Source organism: Subtercola boreus (assembly GCF_006716115.1).
GTDB lineage: Bacteria > Actinomycetota > Actinomycetes > Actinomycetales > Microbacteriaceae > Subtercola > Subtercola boreus.
Genome location: NZ_VFOO01000001.1, coordinates 1,334,067 through 1,353,961, shown reverse-complemented (window position 1 = coordinate 1,353,961; position 19,895 = coordinate 1,334,067). Strand labels below are relative to the sequence as shown.

18 protein-coding genes are annotated in these 19,895 nt (G+C 69.7%); 7 read left to right on the top strand and 11 right to left on the bottom strand.

Features of this window, described 5'->3' with window-relative positions; genetic code table 11:
• Window positions 1–78: 78 nt before the first annotated feature.
• Entirely contained in the window at window positions 79–870 is a 792-nt protein-coding gene (locus FB464_RS06315) for an SDR family NAD(P)-dependent oxidoreductase (protein WP_116414618.1), read from the top strand.
• 10 nt (window positions 871–880) lie between these two features.
• Here the strand turns inward: FB464_RS06315 and FB464_RS06310 are convergent, their stop codons facing one another.
• Complete coding sequence (locus FB464_RS06310) at window positions 881–1,855, bottom strand: alpha/beta hydrolase (RefSeq protein ID WP_116414619.1); 975 nt, start codon at window positions 1,853–1,855, stop codon at window positions 881–883.
• A gap of 194 nt (window positions 1,856–2,049) precedes the next feature.
• Here FB464_RS06310 and FB464_RS06305 point away from each other — a divergent pair, with 194 nt between their 5' ends.
• Genes FB464_RS06305 through FB464_RS06280 form a run of 6 tightly spaced genes read left to right on the top strand, consistent with a single transcriptional unit; the run spans window position 2,050 to window position 8,457 of the window.
• Complete coding sequence (locus tag FB464_RS06305; RefSeq protein WP_116414620.1) at window positions 2,050–2,961, top strand: amino acid ABC transporter permease; 912 nt, start codon at window positions 2,050–2,052, stop codon at window positions 2,959–2,961.
• A complete protein-coding gene (locus FB464_RS06300; RefSeq protein ID WP_116416557.1) occupies window positions 2,958–3,716 on the top strand; it encodes an amino acid ABC transporter ATP-binding protein in 759 nt (252 codons plus the stop codon). The genes FB464_RS06305 and FB464_RS06300 overlap by 4 nt, the downstream gene beginning before the upstream one ends.
• A 50-nt stretch (window positions 3,717–3,766) precedes the next feature.
• Entirely contained in the window at window positions 3,767–4,780 is a 1,014-nt protein-coding gene (locus FB464_RS06295; RefSeq protein WP_116414621.1) for a transporter substrate-binding domain-containing protein, read from the top strand.
• A 20-nt stretch (window positions 4,781–4,800) separates the two neighbouring features.
• Window positions 4,801–5,958 carry an LLM class flavin-dependent oxidoreductase gene (locus FB464_RS06290; protein WP_116414622.1) on the top strand — a complete coding sequence of 386 codons (1,158 nt, stop codon included), beginning with the start codon at window positions 4,801–4,803 and terminating at the stop codon, window positions 5,956–5,958.
• Complete coding sequence (locus tag FB464_RS06285; protein ID WP_246092951.1) at window positions 5,951–6,538, top strand: GNAT family N-acetyltransferase; 588 nt, start codon at window positions 5,951–5,953, stop codon at window positions 6,536–6,538. Before FB464_RS06290 ends, FB464_RS06285 begins: the two co-directional genes overlap by 8 nt.
• Window positions 6,535–8,457: an FAD/NAD(P)-binding protein gene (locus FB464_RS06280; protein ID WP_116414624.1), complete on the top strand. Its 1,923-nt coding sequence runs from the start codon at window positions 6,535–6,537 to the stop codon at window positions 8,455–8,457. The genes FB464_RS06285 and FB464_RS06280 overlap by 4 nt, the downstream gene beginning before the upstream one ends.
• Before the next feature lie 225 nt (window positions 8,458–8,682).
• On the opposite strand, the gene FB464_RS06275 is transcribed toward FB464_RS06280, so the two are convergent.
• Genes FB464_RS06275 through FB464_RS06230 form a run of 10 tightly spaced genes read right to left on the bottom strand, consistent with a single transcriptional unit; the run spans window position 8,683 to window position 19,889 of the window.
• Window positions 8,683–9,822 carry an FAD-dependent oxidoreductase gene (locus FB464_RS06275; RefSeq protein ID WP_281279740.1) on the bottom strand — a complete coding sequence of 380 codons (1,140 nt, stop codon included), beginning with the start codon at window positions 9,820–9,822 and terminating at the stop codon, window positions 8,683–8,685.
• 19 nt (window positions 9,823–9,841) lie between these two features.
• A complete protein-coding gene (locus FB464_RS06270) occupies window positions 9,842–10,348 on the bottom strand; it encodes a DUF4395 domain-containing protein (RefSeq protein ID WP_116414625.1) in 507 nt (168 codons plus the stop codon).
• On the bottom strand, window positions 10,345–10,788 hold the full coding sequence (locus FB464_RS06265) for a TlpA family protein disulfide reductase (RefSeq protein WP_116414626.1): 444 nt from the start codon (window positions 10,786–10,788) through the stop codon (window positions 10,345–10,347). The genes FB464_RS06270 and FB464_RS06265 overlap by 4 nt, the downstream gene beginning before the upstream one ends.
• 9 nt (window positions 10,789–10,797) lie before the next feature.
• Window positions 10,798–12,201: an NtaA/DmoA family FMN-dependent monooxygenase gene (locus FB464_RS06260; RefSeq protein WP_116414627.1), complete on the bottom strand. Its 1,404-nt coding sequence runs from the start codon at window positions 12,199–12,201 to the stop codon at window positions 10,798–10,800.
• Window positions 12,198–13,418, bottom strand: a complete 1,221-nt coding sequence (locus FB464_RS06255) for an LLM class flavin-dependent oxidoreductase (protein ID WP_211327364.1) — start codon at window positions 13,416–13,418, stop codon at window positions 12,198–12,200. Before FB464_RS06255 ends, FB464_RS06260 begins: the two co-directional genes overlap by 4 nt.
• Window positions 13,415–15,259 (bottom strand): dipeptide ABC transporter ATP-binding protein, encoded by a 1,845-nt coding sequence (locus FB464_RS06250; RefSeq protein WP_116414628.1) that lies wholly within the window; start codon window positions 15,257–15,259, stop codon window positions 13,415–13,417. The genes FB464_RS06255 and FB464_RS06250 overlap by 4 nt, the downstream gene beginning before the upstream one ends.
• A complete protein-coding gene (locus tag FB464_RS06245; protein ID WP_116414629.1) occupies window positions 15,256–16,137 on the bottom strand; it encodes an ABC transporter permease in 882 nt (293 codons plus the stop codon). The genes FB464_RS06250 and FB464_RS06245 overlap by 4 nt, the downstream gene beginning before the upstream one ends.
• Complete coding sequence (locus FB464_RS06240; protein WP_116414630.1) at window positions 16,134–17,087, bottom strand: ABC transporter permease; 954 nt, start codon at window positions 17,085–17,087, stop codon at window positions 16,134–16,136. The genes FB464_RS06245 and FB464_RS06240 overlap by 4 nt, the downstream gene beginning before the upstream one ends.
• 10 nt (window positions 17,088–17,097) lie before the next feature.
• Window positions 17,098–18,711 carry an ABC transporter substrate-binding protein gene (locus FB464_RS06235; protein WP_116414631.1) on the bottom strand — a complete coding sequence of 538 codons (1,614 nt, stop codon included), beginning with the start codon at window positions 18,709–18,711 and terminating at the stop codon, window positions 17,098–17,100.
• Window positions 18,708–19,889, bottom strand: coding sequence for an LLM class flavin-dependent oxidoreductase (locus FB464_RS06230; RefSeq protein WP_116414632.1), 1,182 nt, complete (start codon window positions 19,887–19,889; stop codon window positions 18,708–18,710). The genes FB464_RS06235 and FB464_RS06230 overlap by 4 nt, the downstream gene beginning before the upstream one ends.
• Window positions 19,890–19,895: the final 6 nt, after the last annotated feature.

The following is a 19,895-nucleotide window of genomic DNA, read 5'->3' as shown; positions in this document are numbered from 1 at the left end:
TGAGCAAGTAAGAGAGGGTAGCTTTCATGTGACTGAGCAAGTGAAAACGCACTTGACTGAGCGAATGACGGGAGAACAATGGATCTGCAGCTGGCCGGCAGACGCTGCTTCGTGAGCGGTTCGACGCAGGGGATCGGACGCGCTGTCGCGAGGGCCCTGCTCGGCGAGGGGGCGTCGGTGATCGTCAACGGGCGCACGGAGAGCACCGTGCAGGCGACCGTGGAGGAACTGGCCACAGAGTTCCCCGGCACCTCGGTCGCCGGGATCGCCGCCGACCTCGAACGCCCGGGCGACGTGGAACGACTCCTCGCGTCCCTCGGCGACATCGATGTGCTCGTGAACAATGTCGGCCTGTTCGATGTCGCGCCGTTCGACAGCATCTCCGATGAGGACTGGTACCGCTACATCGAGGTCAACCTGATGAGCGGCGTGCGGTTGTCCCGGCAGGTGCTGGGCGGGATGCTCACCCGGAACTCGGGCCGCATCATCTTCATCGGCACAGAGTCGGCGGTGAACGTCCCGGCGGACATGCTGCACTACGGCGTGACGAAGGCCGCCCAGCTCGCCCTCAGCAACGGGCTGGCGAAGCTCACCGCAGGCACCGCCGTGACGGTGAACACGGTGCTGGGCGGGCCGACCTACTCCGACGGGGTCAGCCGTGTCGTCGAGCGGCTCGCCGAGGCGCAGGGGATGCCCGCAGGGCAGCTGAAGGCCGCCATCAGCGCGGGCAACCGAACGTCGCTCCTGCAGCGGTTCATCGAACCGGCCGAGATCGCCGACCTCGTGCTCTACCTCGCGAGCCCCCGGTCGTCTGCGACGAACGGTGCCGCGCTGCGGGCGGACGGCGGTGTGCTCACCAGCACGACGTGAGATCGCACACTCAGGGCGTCGCAGAGACCGAATCGACGAACGAGAGTGTGGCAGCGACGATCTCTGCGCGAGCGTCATCGTGCGAGATCGCCGGCTGCCCGTCGCCGGCCTGCGGGCCGTAGTCACCGAAGAACGCGTGCACGCCGCCCGAGATCTCGACAAACGTGGCTCCGGTCGGCAGGTCGGCTCTGGATGCCCGGATCTTCTCGGGCGTCGCGAGTCCGTCGAGCGATCCTGACACCGAGAGCACCTGCGCCACGAGGTCCGAGCTGTCGCCCGCCGGATAGGAGGCATAGAGCAGCAACCCCGCGACCGGTTCCGTGGTGTCGGTGTCGTGGGCCGCGGCATCCAGAGCGGCCACGGTGCCGCCGAGCGAGTGCCCGCCGACGATCCAGTGCGTGACGGAGGCGAAGGCGTCGCGGTCTGCGGCGAACGCTCCGGTCGCGAGGAACGCGATACCGAGCGGCTGCTTGGTGATGACGACGATGTGGCCGGCCTCCGCGAGGGGTCGGAGCAGCGCGGCGTAGGCCCGGGCATCCACTCGCGCTCCCGGCTGAAAGAACACGCCCGTCGAGCTGGTCGGGCCCGCAGTGCTGCCGGTCGGGGTGAAGACGATCTCGGTCGGGGTCTCGCTCACCGTGACGGCGGCGTTGGAGTCCATCGCCGCAAGGGCAGGCTCAACCGCAGACGACGGCACCAGCCAGACCGTGCCGGCGACGATGCCGACCCCGACGACGAGCAGGATGCCGCGTCCGACCTTGAAGCGACGCCGTCGCACCGTTCGCGCCAGCCAGGCCCGGGTGGCGACCACGGCGCAGGTCACGAACGACCCCACGAGCAGCACGAGGTAGGCCGGATGCCCGTGCACGAGCATCGCGCCGGTGGCCACCGCCGCCCAGACCACGGCCAGCGCGCCCAGAGTGGCGACGATGCGAGCCGCCCAGAACCCGACCGTGTCGAACCGTGTCACCTGTGCTGTGTCCATGGACCAAGTCTGCCGGGTGCGGCACGCCAGGAAAGCACGCGGTTGTCAACGATGTTGCGCCGTGTGTCGTGTGTTACGCCGCGTGTAGCGCCGGGTGCGACCAGCGGAGCATCGCCGTCCTACTGTTCACATCCAGAAGTCCACACCCAGAAGCTCACATCCAGCAGACCTGACGAACAGAAGAGGCGAGAACCATGAGCACAACGACCGACCGGGAGGTCGCCGCCAGCGCGTCGCCGCCGCGACCGGCGCTGCCCGACGGCGTCGACCTGAAACGGCTCGCCGAGCGGCCGGTGGTGCCGCTCCGGCACCCGCTCCGCTGGATCGCGACCGCGCTCGTGCTCGTGCTGCTGCTGAACTTCGCGCAGACGCTCTTCACGAATCCGTCGTGGGAGTGGGACAAGGTCGGCAAGTGGCTCTTCCACCCGGCCATCCTGAAGGGCATCCAGCTGACGCTGGTGGCGACGGGGCTCGCCGCGGTGGTCAGTTTCGTCGGCGGCATCGTTCTGGCGCTGGGCCGGCTGTCGAAGAACCCGGTGCTGTCGACGCTGAGCTGGCTCTACATCTGGGTGTTCCGGTCGGTGCCGCTCATCCTGGTGCTCATCTTCCTGTTCAACCTCGGCAACCTGTACCCGACGATCGGCATCGGAGTGCCATTCGGGCCGCAGCTCTCCGTACCGACGGTCGACCTGTTGAGCACCCTCGCGCTCGGCGTGATCGGGCTGAGCCTCAGCGAGATCGCCTACTCGGCCGAGGTCGTGCGCTCGGGGCTGCTCGCCGTCGGCCAGGGCCAGCACGAGGCCGCGAAGGCGCTCGGCATCAGCCCGCGTCGCCAGTTCACCCGGATCGTGCTGCCGCAGGCACTCCGCTCGATCGTGCCCGCCTACGTCAACCAGATCGTGGGGCTGCTGAAGTCGAGCTCGCTGCTGTTCTACGTGTCCCTCCTCGACCTGTTCGGGGTGGTGCAGAACCTCGGCAGTACGTATCCGACCGATGTGATCCCGCTGCTCGTCGTCGCGACGATCTGGTACCTGGTCTTCACGAGCGTGATCTCCGGGATCCAGTACTTCATCGAACGGTACTACTCGAAGGGATGGGTGCGATGAGCGCCGTCGTCGAGATCCACAACGCGACCAAGTCGTACGGCGACCGCCGGGTGCTCCGGGGGATCGACCTCACGGTCGCCGCGGGCACCGTCACGGTCATCCTGGGCCCGTCGGGTTCGGGCAAGTCGACGCTGCTCCGCGCCATCAACCACCTCGAGAAGCTCGACGAGGGGTACGTCTCCGTCGGCGGCGAGCTGATCGGCGTGCGGGTGAAAGGCGACCGGCTGAAGGAACTGCCCGAACGCCAGATCCTCGCGCAACGCTCGCGCATCGGCTTCGTCTTCCAGAACTTCAATCTCTTCCCGCATCTCACGGCGCTCGAGAACGTCGTCGAAGCGCCGCTCTCGGCGGGTGTGCCGGCGAAGGATGCCCGGGAGCGGGGCCGCGCGCAGTTGGCCGCCGTGGGGCTCGCCGGCAAGGAGGCCGACTACCCCGTGCAGCTCTCGGGCGGACAGCAGCAGCGCGTGGCGATTGCGCGGGCACTGGCGCTGGATCCCGAACTGATTCTCTTCGACGAGCCCACGTCGGCCCTTGACCCGGAGCTCGTCGGGGAGGTGCTGCAGGTCATCCGCACCCTCGCCGGCAGCGGACGCACCCTGATCGTCGTGACGCACGAGATCGGCTTCGCCCGCGAGGTCGCCGACCGGGTGGTGTTCGTCGACGAGGGAGTCATCGTCGAGGAGGGCACTGCCGACCAGCTGATCAACCACCCCGCGCACCCGCGCACCCAGGACTTCCTGAGCAGAGTGCTCTGAACACCCGCACCACTCCCATCCACAGCGCACCAACACCAAGGAGAAACACCGTGTCACATCGTAAGAAACGCCTGGCGACCACCTTCGGCGCCGTCCTCACCGCAGCAGCCCTCATCGGAACGCTCGCGGCCTGCTCCGGCGACGCTTCGGCGAGCACCGGTGACAGTGCGGCCGGAACCGTCACCGTCGGGGCCCACGCCAACGGCGCCGGCACAGAGACGACCATCACCGTCGGCCAGGTCGACGAGATCCGCAACACCCTGCCGAAGAGCGTGCTCGACAGCGGCGAACTGACGATCGGCGTCGGCGCCCTGCCCGCCGGGTTCCCGCCCCTCGCCTTCACGGGTGACGACCAGGAGACGTTGACCGGGTCCGAGCCCGACCTCGGCCGCCTCGTCGCCGCCGTCTTCGGGCTGAAGCCGGTCGTCGACAACTCGACCTGGGACAACCTGTTCGTCGGCATCGACACCGCGAAGACCGACGTCGGCTTCTCGAACATCACCGACACCGAACAGCGCAAGGAGAAGTACGACTTCGCCTCCTACCGCCAGGACAACCTCGCCTTCACCACGCTCGCCACCAGCGACTGGACCTTCACCGGCAAGGCCGACGACCTCGCCGGCAAGACGGTCTCGGTCAGTGCGGGCACGAACCAGGAGAAGCTGATCCTCGAGTGGCAGTCGCAGCTCCAGGCCGAGGGCAAGAACTTCGACATCAAGTACTTCCCGGACACCAACTCGGTCTACCTGGCACTGAACTCGAAGCAGATCGACACCTATTTCGGGCCGAACCCGGGCATCGCGTACCAGAACTCGCAGACCGCGTCCGCCGCGAACCCGACCCGCACCGCCGGGGTCTACTCGGGTGCCGGTTCGACGCTCCAGGGTCTGATCGCCGCCACCACCAAGAAGGACTCCGGCCTCGCCGAGCCGCTCGCCGCCGCGATCAACTACCTGATCGAGAACGGTCAGTACGCCCAGTGGTTGGCGGCCTACAATCTCACCAACGAAGCCGTGACGACGTCTGAAGTGAACCCCGCCGGCCTGCCCATCACCAACCAGTAGTCGTTCCAAGGAGTCACACCATGCCCATCGAATTTCTCGGAATAGCCGGAACCAACGACGGCGGCGAGACCCGCGCCCGCTCGGGGTCGAGCTTCGACAAGGAGTACACCCTCCGGTTCGCCCGCGCCCACGAAGACAACGGCTGGGACCGCATCCTGTTCGCCTACCATTCGGGCGCACCGGATCCGGCGACCGCCGCCGCCTTCATCGCGTCGAAGCTCGACCGGATCAACATCCTGCTCGCGCACCGGCCGAACCTGTCGTACCCGACGTACGCGGCGAAGGTCTTCGCGACCCTCGACCAGATCAGCGACGGCCGGGTGAATGTGCACTTCATCACCGGCGGGTCGACGGCCGACCAGGCGGCGGAGGGCGACTTCCTGTCGAAGGATGATCGGTACGCGCGAACGGGGGAGTACATCCGTATTGTGAAGGAGGCCTGGACCAACCGTTCGCCGTTCAGCTTCACCGGCGAGCACTACCGTTTCGAGAACTTCGTGAGCGACATCTGGCCCGTGCAGCAGCCCCGGCCCGGGGTGTCGTTCGGGGGATCATCCGATGCCGCCTACGCCATCGGTGCCGCCGAGGCCGACATCTACGCGCTCTGGGGGGAGCCGCTGGTGAACACCGCCGAGCAGATCCAGACGATCACGGAGGGCGCGCGTGCCGCCGGTCGGGCCACGAGGCCGAGGATCCAGGTCGCGTTCCGGCCCATCATCGCTGCCACCGAGGAGTTGGCCTGGAGGAAGGCGCACGATATCCTCGGCTCCATCGAGCAGCGTGTGGCCTTCACGGCTGCCAGCTCGCCGGCAGCGGTCGCCGCGCTCCGCACGCCGGAGAACGCCGGGTCGAAGCGGCTGCTCGAGATCGCCGACCAGGGCGACCGGTACGACCGTGCGCTCTGGACGAAGCCCGCCGCGGCCTCGGGCGGGCGCGGCAACTCGAATGCGCTCGTCGGCACCCCGGAGACGGTCGCCGCCGCGCTGCTCGACTACATCGACCTCGGTGTCGACATCATCTCGGCGCGCGGTTACGACTTCGTGAACGACACGATCGACTTCGGTCGGTACGTGATCCCGATCGTGCGCGAGGAGGTCGCGCGACGGGATGCGGCTGCGGCAGCGTCGGCGGCGCCGGCGGCGTCGGCCCTGCCCGAACGGGAGTTCGCCCGTGGCTGAGCCGGACACGTTCGTCTTCGTCGCGGCGACGGATCCGCTCGCGGCTCCGCTGTTCGCGGAGCTCGCCCACGAGTACAGCACGCGGTACGGCGACTTCTTCGGGGAGGACCCGGCCGTCGAACTCGCCCGCTACCCCGCCGACCGGTTCAGCCGGGCCGAGGGCGGGGCGTTCGTGCTGCTGCTGCGTGAGGGGGTGGCGATCGCCGGGGGTGCGTTCATGCGCTTCGACGAGAGCACCGTCGAGCTGAAGCGCATCTGGGCATCCGCCGCACACCGCCGCCAGGGCCTCGCGCGGCGGGTCGTCGTCGAGCTCGAGGACGAGGCGCGCCGGCAGGGGTACGCGCGGGCCTACCTGACCACGGGACCGCGCCAGCCCGAGGCGAAGAGTCTCTACTTCCGCACCGGGTACACCCCCCTGTTCGACGTGTCGCTCGAGCCGGAGCAGGTGGTCATCCACGGTTTCGCGAAAGGGCTCACGCCGGCGGGCGACGACCTCTCGGGAGTGATCCGCGCACACGAGGAGTCGCTCGCGGAGTTCCTGGCGGCGCACCCGGCGATCCCGGTGGGAGGCGCCGCATGACGGATGCTCGGGCGCAGTCCATCGCGATCATCGGCGCCGGCCCGCGGAGCGTCGGCGTGCTCGAGCGGCTGGTGGCGAACGCGGCCGAGTTCCATCACGACGGGCAGCAGGTCGTCGTGCACCTCATCGACCCGTATCCCGCCGGCCCGGGGCGCATCTGGCGCTACGACCAGTCCCCGCTCCTGAAGCTCAACTCGATGGCGGCCGACGTCACCATGTTCACCGATGCGAGTTCGACGATCGACGGTCCGGTCATCCCGGGACCGTCGCTCAGCGAGTGGGCGGAGCAGGTGCGGCAGGGTGCGATCCGGGTCGCCATCGACGACCCGCAGCTGCGGTCGGAGCTGACGCACCTGGGGCCGGCGAGCTTCCCGACGAGGCGGCTGCAGAGCCTCTACCTGGAATGGTTCCACCGCCGGACGCTTGCGAGCCTGCCGGACGGCTACCGCGTGCATCCACACGCCGCGCGGGCCGTGCGCGTCGACGACCTCGACTCGGGAGCCCAGCGTGTGGTGCTCGACACGGGCGTCGAACTCGAGGTGGACGTCGTGCTGTACTCGCTCGGCCACAACGGGTCGACGCCCGAGCGGGAACACTCCGAGCTCATCGACTTCGCTGCGCGTCACGAGCTGTACTACCTGCCTCCCGCCTTCACGACGGATGCCGACACCCGCGCCCTCGCGGCCGGACAGCCGGTCATCGTGCGCGGCCTCGGCCTGGCCGCCGTCGACCTCATCGTGCTGCTGACCCTCGGGCGCGGCGGCCGGTTCGACCGCACGGACGCCGGAACGCTCGTCTACCAGCCGTCGGGCCGGGAACCGCACCTGCTGCTCGGCTCGCGGCGCGGTGTGCCATACCACTCCAAGATCAGCTCGACCCTCGTGGGCGAGACGCCGACGCCGCGCTTCTTCACCCCCGAGATCGCGGCCCGGCTCGAAGCAGGCACCGACCACCTCGACTTCAACGCCGACGTCTGGCCGCTGATCGCGAAGGAGATGCTCTGGTGGTACTACCGCGAACTCTTCACCGGTCATCCGTCGCGCGTGCGCGTCTCGTGGCAGGAGTTCGGTGACGAGTTCGCGGCGATCGACCCTGCCGCGATCGTGGGGGTGGATGCTCCGCTCCGGTCGCTCGTCGAACGGTCGGTGCCGGATCCGCTCGACCGGTTGCTCCTGCCCGAGTTCGACCGGCCGCTCCGCGGACGCACGTTCGCGTCGCCCGAGGAGCTGCAGTCGGCCCTGCGGACGTACATCGCCGAAGACCTGAAGCTCCGCACCTCGCCGGAGCACAGCGCGACCCTCGGACTGTTCATGGGGCTGTTGACCAGCCTGTTCACGTTCTCGACCATTGCAGACTCGCCCTCGTGGAGCGCCCTCTCCCGCGTGCGCGACGTGCACGGCTGGTGGCTCGGCTACTTCAGCTACATCGCGAGCGGGCCGCCCGCGCACCGGCTGGAGGAGATCGTCGCGCTGTCGGAGGCGGGCGTCATCGAGTTCCTGGGTGGCGAGCTGGAGGTCGTGGCCGACGCCGAGTCGGGGCAGTTCGTCGCAACGAGCCCGAACGTCGCGCGGGTGGTGCGGGCGAGCGCCCTGGTGGATGCCCGGCTGCCGTCCTCGAACGTGACGTCGAGCGAGAACGAGGTGCTGCGTTCGCTCATCGCGTCGGGCCTCGGGCGGGAAGACCTGGGCCAGCTCGCGGTGCGGCGCGGCGACACGCGCGTGGAGTCGGCGGGCGGCGAGGCGCACTCGCGCCGCTACGCCGTCGGGCCGTACACGAGCTCGCCGTTCGTGGGCGCGTTCTCGCGGCCGAACACCAACGCGATCTCGTTCCGCGAGAACGACCGGGTCGCGCGGGCGATGCTCGCCCGGCTCGCCGCCCTCCGCCCCGCCGCGGCCCCCGCCCTCCTCCCCACCCCCTGACCCCGCCCCCCGTCCCAGAATCAATCGAGTGGGCAGTTTGGGCCCCAAAATTCGCGCTGAAGGGCCCAAATCGCCCACTCGACTGGTTCTGTCCGCTCCCTGACCCCCCGCCCCAGAATTTATCGAGTGGGCAGTTTGGGCCCCAAAACTTGTGTTTTAGGGCCCAAATCGCCCACTCGATGGTTCTGGAGGGGGGGAAGGGGGAGGGAGGGGAGGTGAGGGGGGTCAGGGGCGGGGGAGGGCGAAGAGACGGGGGGCGGGGCGGCCGTCGGCCAGGTCGGCCAGGATGCGGCCTATGGCGGGGGTGAACTTGAAGCCGTGGCCGGAGAAGCCGGCGCCGACGGTGATCGCGCCCCGGCGGTCGAGCACGAAGTTCTCATCCGGCGTGGTCGTGTACGTGCAGCTGATCTCCGTGAACGAGTCGGCGTCGACGCCCGGCAGCCACTCGCGCGCGTAGCGCTGAAGCGCTTCGAGCTGGGCGGGATCCGAGCGGAAGGTGCGCGCATCCGGATCGGTGACCGGCCCGACCCCGTGCCAGCCCGCCTTCACGCCCTGGCCGGGGGTGAACATGCCGTACACGGACGAGAGCCAGTAGTCGTAGTCGGGGTCGCCGACCGCACGCGTGTGGTTGAAGCCGGGCCAGCGGAGGGTGTCGTCCCGCGCGGCGAAGTGGGCGGGCTGCTCCTGGGTGACGACCAGCCGCGGAAGGGGGAGGGCTGTGCCGAGAAACGCTGTGCCGAGGAGCTTGCCCGTCCAGGCGCCCACGGTGACGACGGCGTGCCGGGCGACGATCACCTCCGGTTCGCCGACAGTCTCGCCCGCGGCATCCTGGGCCTGCAGTTCGACGTGCACCCGGCCGTCCCGCAGCTCCCGGATGCCCGTGACCCTGGTTCGGTGACGGATCTCGGCCCCGTGCCCCGCGGCCGCGGCCTGAAGCGCCGACACCGACCTGTCGGCGTTCAGCCGGCCGGCCTGGGGGGTGAAGAGCACACGCCGGTCGAACCGGATGCCCGGCCAGCGCCTGCCCGCCTCGGCGGGGCCCAGGAACTCTGCGTCGAAACCCGCCCCACCGAGCGCGCGGGCGACGTCGTCGAACGCGGGATTCTCGCCGTGGTTCACGATCCCGACCTGCTCGAGCAGCGACTGACCCGTCTCGGCTTCCAGCTCCCGCCAGAGAGGCAGGGCCTCGGAGAGGAGCGAGACGTACGTGGGGTCGGCGTAGCTGAGGTTGAAGTTGCGGGAGGCTCCGTGGGAGGCACCGTTCGTGTGCCCGGGGGCGAACCGCTCGAGCAGCACCACGTTGCGGCCGCGGCGGGCGAGGTGCCAGGCGGCGGCCGAACCCATCGCTCCGCCGCCGACGACCACGACGTCGGTCGTGGACTCCTTACGGGGCGACAGGGGTGGTCCGTCGGCCGAGCACGCCCGTGCGAACCAGCAGCAGGTAGATCTGGCAGCCGACGCAGTAGTCGAACACCGAGTTCAGGAAGGCGGCGATGAAGGCCAGCGACCCGGTCACGACCAGGGCGTAGGGCACTCCCACGAGAAAGAGCAGCAGGCCGACGGCGGTCACCACGAGACCGATGCCCTGGGCGAAGGTGGGTGGTACCGGGTTCTCGAGCTCCGCCGGTGCGCCGAGCCGTGGGCGCACGAGCCGGCGGTAGAGCCAGCCGTACGGATGACGCCCCACACCGGCGAAAGCGCCCCACGCGAAGACGAGCACGATGAAGGCGAAGAGCAGGAACGCGGGCTGCACGAGTCGCTCGGTGAGGGCCGCCGGGGTCCCGCCGATGAGGGCGAGCCCGACGGCCACGAGCAGCAGCACGGCCGTAATGGCGGCTCCGAATCGGGGACCGCGGGGGTCGATCGGGGTGCGGGGGCTGGCGTTGGTCATGCGGGGCCGATCTGTGACGTGGTGGAGGGGTTCAGCACGCGGGCGAGCTGTTCGAGCAGTACATCGCGCCGCACCGAACCGCCGATGCGAGCGCGGAGGGCCCCCCGGGCATCCAGAACCAGGGTCGTCGGCGTCTGGAGCAGGTTGAACCGTTCTGCGAGCTCGGGCCGGTCGGTGATGTCGATGTCGACGTGGCGGGTTCCCGGATGATCGCGGGCGACCGCCTCGAGCACCCGGTGGGTTGCGACGCACGGTGCGCAGACCTCGGAGGAGAACTGGAGGAGGGTTGCGTTCTCGCCGAGGGTCAGACCGTCGAAGTCAACGATCTCCTCGCCCCGGGCCGGCCGGGCGCGGCCGCGGAGGTGCCGGTGCAGCAGGCCGAGTCCCGTCGCGACCACGACGAGCGAGGCCAACAGGATGACGACGACGAGGGGATCCATGACGACAGGCTAACTCCGCGCCGACACCGACGGGAGGTTGTGTCGCACTGTGACATCGCCGCCGGCCGGATTGACATCGCGAGGCTCCGGCAGCCCGAGTGTCTGGCGGAGTGTCGCGCCCGGCTCGTAGTCGGTGCGGTAGACGCCGCGCTCCTGGAGTTCCGGGATCACGAGGTCGACGAACTCGTCGAGGCCGGTGGGGTTGGTGTGGCCCACGATCACGAAGCCGTCGGAGGCATCATCCTGAACGTGCCGGTTGATCGTCTCGGCGACCGTCTGCGGTGTGCCGACGAACGTGTGGGCGGCGGCGAACGACACGACGAGATCGCGGATGCTCCAGCCCTTCGAATCGGCAAGCCCCCGCCACTCGGCCGCGGTCTTCAGGGGGTCGGGGAAGAGCGGCACGCGACCCTTGACGATTCCGCCGTCGGGCAGCACAGGGTCGATGGCGGGCAGCGGACCCTCGGCGTCGTACGCCGACAGGTCGGTGCCCCAGACCTGCTCCACGAAAGCGAGGGCCGTCTGCGGGGTGATCTGCAGCCGACCGATCTCGCGGGAGCGCTCGCGAGCCTCCTCCTCGGTCGCGCCGAGCACGAAGGTCGCCGCTGGCAGGATCTTCAGCGAATCGCGGTCGCGACCGAGCCCTGCGAGCCGGCCCTTCACATCCGCGTAGAAGGCGCGGCCGTCGTCGTAGCCGGCGTGCCGGGAGAAGATCACCTCTGCCGTGCGCGCGGCGAAGTCGCGGCCGTCGGGGGAGTCGCCGGCCTGCACGATCACCGGGTGGCGCTGCGGGCTCCGGGGCAGAGTGGCGAAACCGGTCACGTCGAACTGCGGACCATGGTGATCGACTTCCGTGAGAGCACCCTCGCGGAGGAACTCTCCCGTCACGCGGTCGGCGAGTACGGCATCCGGAGCCCAGCTGTCCCAGAGCTGCCGGGCGGTCTGGATGAACTCCTCGGCGCGGGAGTAGCGGTCGTTCCGGTCGAGGTAGGCGCCGCGCCGGAAGTTCTCGCCGTGGAAGGCGTCGGAGGTGGTGACGACGTTCCAGCCGGCCCGGCCGTCGCTCACGAAGTCGAGGCTCGACAGGGCGCGGGCCAGTTCGTACGGCTCGTTGAAGGTCGCGCTCAGCGTGCCGACGAGCCCGATGTGCTGGGTCACGGCCGCGAGGGCAGCCAGCACAGCGAGAGTGTTGGGTCGACCGACGACATCGAGGTCGTGGATGCGCCCCTTCTGTTCCCGCACGCGGAGCCCTTCGGCGAGGAACAGGAAGTCGAACCTGCCCCGTTCAGCGTTCTGGGCGAAGTGCCGGAAGGATGAGAACGCCACCTGGCTGGCCTGGTTGCCGTCGCTCCAGACGGTCGTGTGGTTGACGCCCGGGAAGTGCGCGGCGAGGTGGACCTGCTTGGTGCTCATCGTGCATCGCTTTCTGTGCGGGCGTACCGGTTGGCGGGGCGGGTGGAGCCGAGGCGTTCCCGGAGGCTCTGCGCTCCCGGCGGACGCTCGAGCAGCCCCCCGGCAGCGAGGAGCGGGGCGACGTCCGAGGCGAAGCGGTCGAGGTCGTACGGGAGCCTCGCCGGGCGGAGGCGCACCCCGTCGAGCCCGCGTTCGTGCCAGTGCGCCAGCTGGTCGGCCACGTCGGCCGGCGAGCCGACGATGAGCAGTGCATCCGAGGTGTAGGCGCTGCCGTGCGAGACGTCGAGCCGGTCGAGGGCCGAGGATGCCTCCGCCGCCGTGTCTTCGATGAGGACGACGGCCTCGGCCCAGACCCGGAGCGCGTCATCCGTTCGCCGCTCGACCCGTTCACCCGCCGTGTGCAGCTGGTTCAGGATGCTCGACAGCTCGTCGTCGTTCCGGGGGGTGACACCCACGATGTCGGCCTCGGCGACGGCCAGTTCGTACGGCACCGTCTGGTGCGCGAGCACGTAGACCAGCGGTTGGCCCTGCGGCGAGCGCGGCACGATCGACGGACCCCTCACCGTGAACTGCGCACCCTCGAAGTCGATGTAGTGCAGCTTTTCGCGGTCGATGAACCGGCCGGTCGGCACGTCGCGGATGATCGCTCCGTCCTCCCAGCTGTCCCAGAGGCGGCGGGCGACCTCCACGGAGTCGCGGGCCTCGTCGAAGAGTTCGCGCAGCTGCGCGTCGGCCGCCGGGCCGCCCGCCTGCAGGGTGGCCGGATCGAATCTCGCGAGGTCGCGCCGGCCGAAGTGGGCGGCCTCGTGCGCCCGCCCCGAGACCTGCACACGCCAGCCTGCCCAGCCCTCACTGGTGTAGTCGAGGGTCTGGATGCCCGTGGCCGTGTGGAACGGCTCGATGTGCGTCGTGGTGATCGTCGGCACCAGCCCGATGCCGCCGACCACCGGTGCGATAGCGTTCGCGAGTACCAGGGCATCGAGGCGGCCGCGCACCTCGTCACGGCGTTCATCGACGGGTCCGAAGCCGCTCGACTGGAGGCCGACGGCATCCTCGAACGTGACCAGGTCAGCGCCGGCCTGTTTCGCGGTGCGCACGAGGTCGGCGTAGTACGTGACGTCGAAGAGGTCGTGCGGGCGGGCATCCTCCTCCCGCCAGGCGGCGGGATGCCAGCCGGCGCCGTCGAGGGCGATTCCGAGGTACAGCGGGGTGGTCACGAGGGTGCCTCCGTCTTTCGTCTGAGGGTGCCGGGGATGGCGTCGATGAGTTGGCGGGTGTACGGATCCTGGGGGCTCTCCAGAATGGTGCGGGTGTCGCCGACCTCGACGAGCTTTCCCCTGCTCATCACGCCGACCCGGTCGGAGAGCTGCCGCACGACGGCGAGGTCGTGCGAGATGAAGAGGTAGCTGACCCCGGTCTCGGCCTGCAGATCGGTCAGCAGCTGCAGGACCTGTGCCTGCACGGAGACGTCGAGCGCTGAGACCGCCTCGTCGAGCACCACGAGGTCGGGGCGGAGGGCGAGGGCGCGGGCGATCGCGACCCGCTGCCGCTGGCCGCCGCTCAGCTCGGCGGGCTTCCGGGTGGCGTACGACGCGGGCAGGGCGACCTGTTCGAGCAGGTCGAGCACCCGCTGCCGGCGCTCCGCCGGGGTGCCGACGCCGTACGCGCGGAGCGGTTCATCGATGATGTCGGCCACGGTGAACCGCGGGTCCAGTGACGCGTACGGGCTCTGATAGACGAGCTGGAACCGGCGCCGGTGCTGGCGGAGTGCCTCACCCCGGGCGGCCGAGATGTCAGCGCCGTCGAAGAGCAGCTCGCCCGCGGTCGGGGTCTCGAGCCGCAGGGCGAGCCGCGCGGTCGTGCTCTTGCCCGAGCCGGACTCGCCGACCAGAGCGAACGTCTCGCCGCGGGCGATCTCGAACGAGACGTCGTCGACGGCGACCAGGGTTCGCGGGGTCGCGCCGGCGTCGGCCGCGCCGCGAGCGGCCCTCGGCAGCGGGAACTCCTTGCGGAGCCCGCGCGCGACGAGCAGCGGCGCGTCGCGCGCCGGAACCGTCGCGGCTGCCGGTTCCGCGCTCGTTTGTCGCATCCGCGCGTCGGCGCGCAGGCGCGGAAGCGACGGAAGGGCGCGGTTCGCCGGAGGAGTCGGCAGCGCGAGGGCGGGGGCAGCGAGGGTGGGGGCAGCGAGGGCGGGGGCAGCGAGGGTGGGGCGGAGGCGAGCGCTCGAGAGACTCGGTGCCGCCGCGATCAGGGCGCGGGTGTAGGGGTGCGACGGCGCCCCGAGGATCTGGGCGGTCGGCCCCGATTCCACGATGCGGCCGTGCTGCATCACGATGATGCGGTCGGCGCGGTCGGCCGCCACACCGAGGTCGTGCGTGATGAAGAGCAGGGCGGTGTCCCGCTCGTGGACGAGCCGGTCGAGGTGGTCGAGCACCTGCCGCTGCACGGTCACGTCGAGTGCGCTGGTGGGTTCATCCGCGATCACGAGGTGGGGATCTGCGGCGAGGGCGGCCGCGATCAGGGCGCGCTGCTTCATACCGCCCGAGAACTGGTGCGGGTACTGCCTGGCCCGCGAAGCGGCATCCGGAATCCCCGCGAGAGCGAGCAGGTCGATCGCCGACGAGGCTGCGGCGGCCCGAGAGGCGAGGTGATGGATGCGCAGCACCTCCGCCACCTGGGCGCCGACCCTGGCGAGCGGGTCGAGGGAGGTGGCCGGGTCCTGCGGGATGAGGCCGATCTGGGCTCCCCGCACGGCCCGCCACTCGCGGCGGCTGAGCCCGGTGAGATCGCGCCCGCCGAAGCGGATGGCGCCGGAGCTGACGCGGGCGTTGCCGGCGAGCAGGTGGAGGATCGCGTGGGCCGTGGTGCTCTTGCCCGATCCGGATTCCCCGACGATCGCCACGGTCTCGCCGCGGCTCACCGTGAAACTGACACCGTCGACCGCGGGCAGGCGTTCGCCGTCGACGGTGTAGGTCACGCGGAGGTCGTCGACCTCCAGGAGCGGAGCCTGCGGCAGCGGAATGACACTCGGACGGGTGGATGTCTGCACGGCGGTCATGCGCGCACCTCCTCTTTCTCGAAAGCACGGGCGATACGGTTTGCCGAGAGCACCACAGCGACGATGACGAGGCCGGGCATGGTCGTCAACCACCACGCCACGGCGAGATAGTCCCGTCCGCCCGCGACGAGCGAACCCCACTCGGGCGAGGGCGGAGGAGCGCCGAAGCCGAGGAAGCTGAGCGCAGAGATGGCCAGCACCGCCGCCCCGAACTCGAGCGACGAAAGCGCGAGCACCGAACCCACCGAGTTCGGCAGCACGTGCCGCCGCAGGATGCTCGGCCAGCGCACCCCCGAGGAACGCGCTGCTTCGACATACGTGGCCGTCGCCACCGTGAGCACCTCGGCTCGCATCACCCGGGCGAAGCTGGCGACGCTCGCGAGCCCGACAGCGACAGCGATGTTGATGGTTCCGAAACCGAGCGCGGTGATCAGCGCCAGCGACAGCAGAAGAGCGGGGATGGCGAGCAGCACATCCATCAGCCGCATGATCGCGTCGTCGACGATTCCGCGGAGGAACCCGGCTACGAGCCCGAACAGCGACCCGACGACCAGGCCGACCAGCACGGCCACGGCGGTGGCGGCCAGCGAGACCGCGGCGCCGTACACGACCCGGGCGTAGAGGTCCCGGCCGAGACTGTCGGTGCCGAATGGATGCGCCAGAGTCGGAGCCTGCAGCTTCTCACGCGGCACGCCGTCGATCGGGTCGTACCCGGTGAAGAGCCAGGGCGCGATGGCCCAGAGCAGGGCGACGACGATGACGACCACGGCGAGCAGCAGGCTCGGGCGATGCAGGAGGTGCCGGGCGATGCGGACGGCCGGGTGGCGTGGCCGGGAGGAGGTGCGCGGGCCGGGGCCGGCCACCAGCGTCGCCGTCATGCGAGCACCAGGGCAGACCGCGAGAACGTGATGCGCCGATCGATCACGGGGTAGAGCAGGTCGACGAGCAGGCTGGTGAGCACGAAGATCAGAGCCACCAGCACCACGATCGCCTGCACGACCGGGATGTCGCGGTTGTTCACCGCCGTGACGGTCAGCCGGCCGATGCCCGTGCGCGAGTAGACGGTCTCGGTCACGACCGACGCCGAGAGCAGGCTGCCGACCAGGATGCCGAGGATCGTGACGCTCGGGATGATCGCGTTCCGGAGCGCGTGGCCGAAGTGCACCCGCGCGTCGCCCGCGCCGCGGGCCCTGACCAGCTCGATGTAGGGCAGGGCCAGGGTGCTCCGGAGGTTGCGGGAGAGCAGCTGCGCGAGGTAGGCCCCGACCGGGATGGCCAGCGTGACCGCCGGGAGCACGAGGCTCGCGAACCCCTCGTTGCCCATCGACGGGAACACCCGCAGGCGGAACGAGAACGCCTGCAGCAGCAGGAGCCCCACCGAGAACACCGGCACGGCGACGCCGAGCGGCGGCAGCGCCGAGAGGAGCTGGCGGAGCCACCGCGCCCGCACGAAGGTGCTCGCGACGGCGAGCAGCACACCGAACAGGATCGCGAGCGGCAGCGCTGTCGCGGTGAGCTGGAGTGTCTGCGGCAGCACATCGGTGACGGCCGAGAGAGCAGGCCCGCCGCTCTGCGCGGAGGTGCCGAAGTCCAGCCGGAGAGCCTTCACCAGCGCGATCGCGTACTGCTCGTAGAGCGGCCGGTCGAGACCGTACTCCTCACGGAGCTTCGCGAGGAGCGCAGGGTCGGGCTGGCCCTGGTCCGCCCCACCCGCCTGCACTGCTGCCGCATCGCCCGGCAGCAGGAACAGGATCAGGAAGGAGAGTGTGTAGGCCGCCCAGAGCACGAACACGCCCTGGAGCACCCGGCGGACGACGAACCTGATCATGACCTGCGACTCACTTCGTGACCCAGGCGTCGTAGAAGTCGAGCCGGCTGGAGGCCTCGAACTTCACATCGTGCACCGTGTCGGCAGACGCGATCGTGGTCGACAGCTGGTAGATCGGGATCGAGTGGGCTTCATCGATCAGCTGTGTGGCGGCTTCTGTCACGAGCTTCTGCCGGGCATCCGTATCGGTCGTCGCCGCCTGCGCGTCGAGAACATCGTCGACGCTCGAAGCTGCGCGGTGGTTCACGTTCTGGCCCTTCACCGAGAAGATCGTGCGGAGCACGTCGGGGTCGGAGCGGGTGAGGTTGCCGTAGGTGAAGTCGGCTGTGCCCGCGGCGTTCGCGGCGGTCACGTCGGCGATGCTCGCGAACTTCAGCTGCAGGTCGATGCCGGCCTTCTTCAGCTGCTGCTGCACGAGCTCCAGGATCTCCTTCGGCGCCTGCCAGTAGGTGACCAGGAAGCTGAGCTTCTCACCGGCCTTCTCGCGGATTCCGTCGCTGCCGGCCACCCAGCCGTCATCGTCGAGCAGCTTCTGTGCCCCGGCGAGATCGAACGCCAGGTCGGAGCTGAGGTCGGAGAAGTAGGGCGTGGTGCTCGACAGGGTCGAGACGGCGTCGACGTCGTTCGAGGTCAGCAGCGTCGCCGTGATCTCATCCCGGTCGATGGCCTTCGAGATCGCCTGGCGCACCTTCTCGTCGGCCAGCTTCGGCGTCGACTCGTTCGGGTAGAGGTTGTAGACGACGCCCGGGTTCGCCCGGTTCACTTCGGTGAAGCCGTTTCCGTCGAACAGCGGCAGGTCGGTCGCCGAGATGCCGGCCGTCGAGTCGATCTGGCCCGACTGGAGGCTGCCCGTGCGGTTTCCGGCCTCGGGGATGACCGTGAACGTCACCGTGTCGAGGTAGGCCTCGCCGGTGTGGCTGTTCGTCGACGGCCCCCAGGTGTAGCCGGTGCGCTTGGCGAGCACGGCTTTCTGGTCGGGCGTGTAGCTCTGCACAGAGAAGGGGCCGCTGCCGACGAACTTTCCGGCGCAGCGATCCTCGATGGAGAGCGCGGCCGACGAGGTCGAGAGCAGCCCGAGGCTGAACGTCGAGGTGGCCTGCAGGAACTGGGCGCTGGGCTTGGAGAAGTCGACCTTCACGGTCGTGGGGTCGATCACCTCGATGCCCGACAGGCCTGCGAGATAGGTGCTGCCGAGGATCGCCTTCGCACCGAGCGCCTGGATGGCCTCGAAGTTGGTCTTCACGGATGCCGCGTCGATCGGTGTTCCGTCGGCGTAGGTCTGGCCGTCGTTCAGCACGAACGTGAAGCTCGTGGCGTCGGCGTTCGCCTCGAACGACTTCGCGAGCCAGGGCTTGATCTCGCCCGTGGCGGGATCCTGGATCGTCAGCGACGCCACCGTCTGGCGGGCGATCGCGATCGCGTCGTTGTTGCCGACCTGCTGCGGGTCGATGCAATGGCTGTCGACCGAGATGGCGAACGTCAGGTTGCCTCCGGCGGTGGGGGTGGATGTCGCGGACGGGGCTGCGCCGGTGTCAGTGCTTCCGGCGCAGGCGGTGAGCAGCAGCGCGGCGGCTCCGAGCAGGGCGACGGCGGGGGCCGCTCGTCGAAGGGTGCGGGTGGTCATGATTCTCCTGGTGCTGTGAGGTTGATGGTGTGTGCGAGTTGTGGCTGAGCTGTGGGGGGCGCGGCGAAGGGGGGCGTCGCGAAGGGGGGCGCGGCGAAGAGGGGCCTGGCGAAGGCGGGTCGCCCCGCGAACGGGTCGGCCTCCTCCCAGAGCGTGGTGGGCGCCTCCCGCCTGACGGTGGGGATGATCTCGGCCGCGAACCGCTCGACCATGTCGAGCTGCTGCTCGAACGGAACGGTCGTCGGCAGGCTGAGCGACTGCAGGTCGTGCCCGAAGAGGTCGTGGTACGAGAGGATCTTGTCGATGATCTGTTGCGGGCTGCCGACCAGGGCGGGCCCTTCGGCGACGGCGTGGTCGATGTCCCGGAACGGTGTGTTGTTCCCCGGCACGTTCGTCGCCGCGACGATGGCCTCGTAGACGGGGCCGTACTGCTCCTTGGCCTCACGGGTCGTGTCGGCGACGAACGTGAAACCCGATCCGGAGCCCACATACGCGTGAGCCGGATCGTGCCCGTGCCGGGCGTACTCGGCGCGGTAGTGGTCGATCAGCACGGCGTAGTTCTCGCGCGGTTGGATGGCGTTCGCGGTGAAGAGCGGATCGCCCCACTTCGCAGCGAGGGCCGCCGAGCGGAGCGTCGTCGCCGACCCGTGCCAGATGCGCGGCGGGCCGGCGAACGGGCGGGGAAGGGTGGTCACACCATCCAGTGGCGCCCGGAACTCGCCCTGCCAGCTGACGCTCTGCTCGCGCCACAGTCGGCGGAGCAACTCGTACTTCTCCTCGAGCAGGTCCCACTGGCGGGCGATGTCGAGCCCGAACAGCGGGTAGTGCTTGACCTCGTTGCCCTTGCCGATCGTCGGTTCGAGCCGGCCGCGGGAGAGCTGGTCGATCGTCGCGTAGTCCTCGGCGACGCGCACCGGGTCGAGCAGCGAGAGCACCGTCACACCGGTCTGCAGCCGGATGCGCGTTGTCGTTGCCGCGATCGCCCCGAGCAGCACCGTCGGCGAGGTCGACAGGAAGTGACCGGCGTGCCGCTCGCCGACGGCGTAGGCGTCGAAACCGAGCTCCTCGGCCCGGCGGGCGACCTGCACGGTCTGCGCGAAACGGTCGGCGGGCGAGACGAGCCGGCCGGTGACCGGGTTCGAGATGTACGGGACGATGTCGAGGATCTGGAACTTCACGGCTCA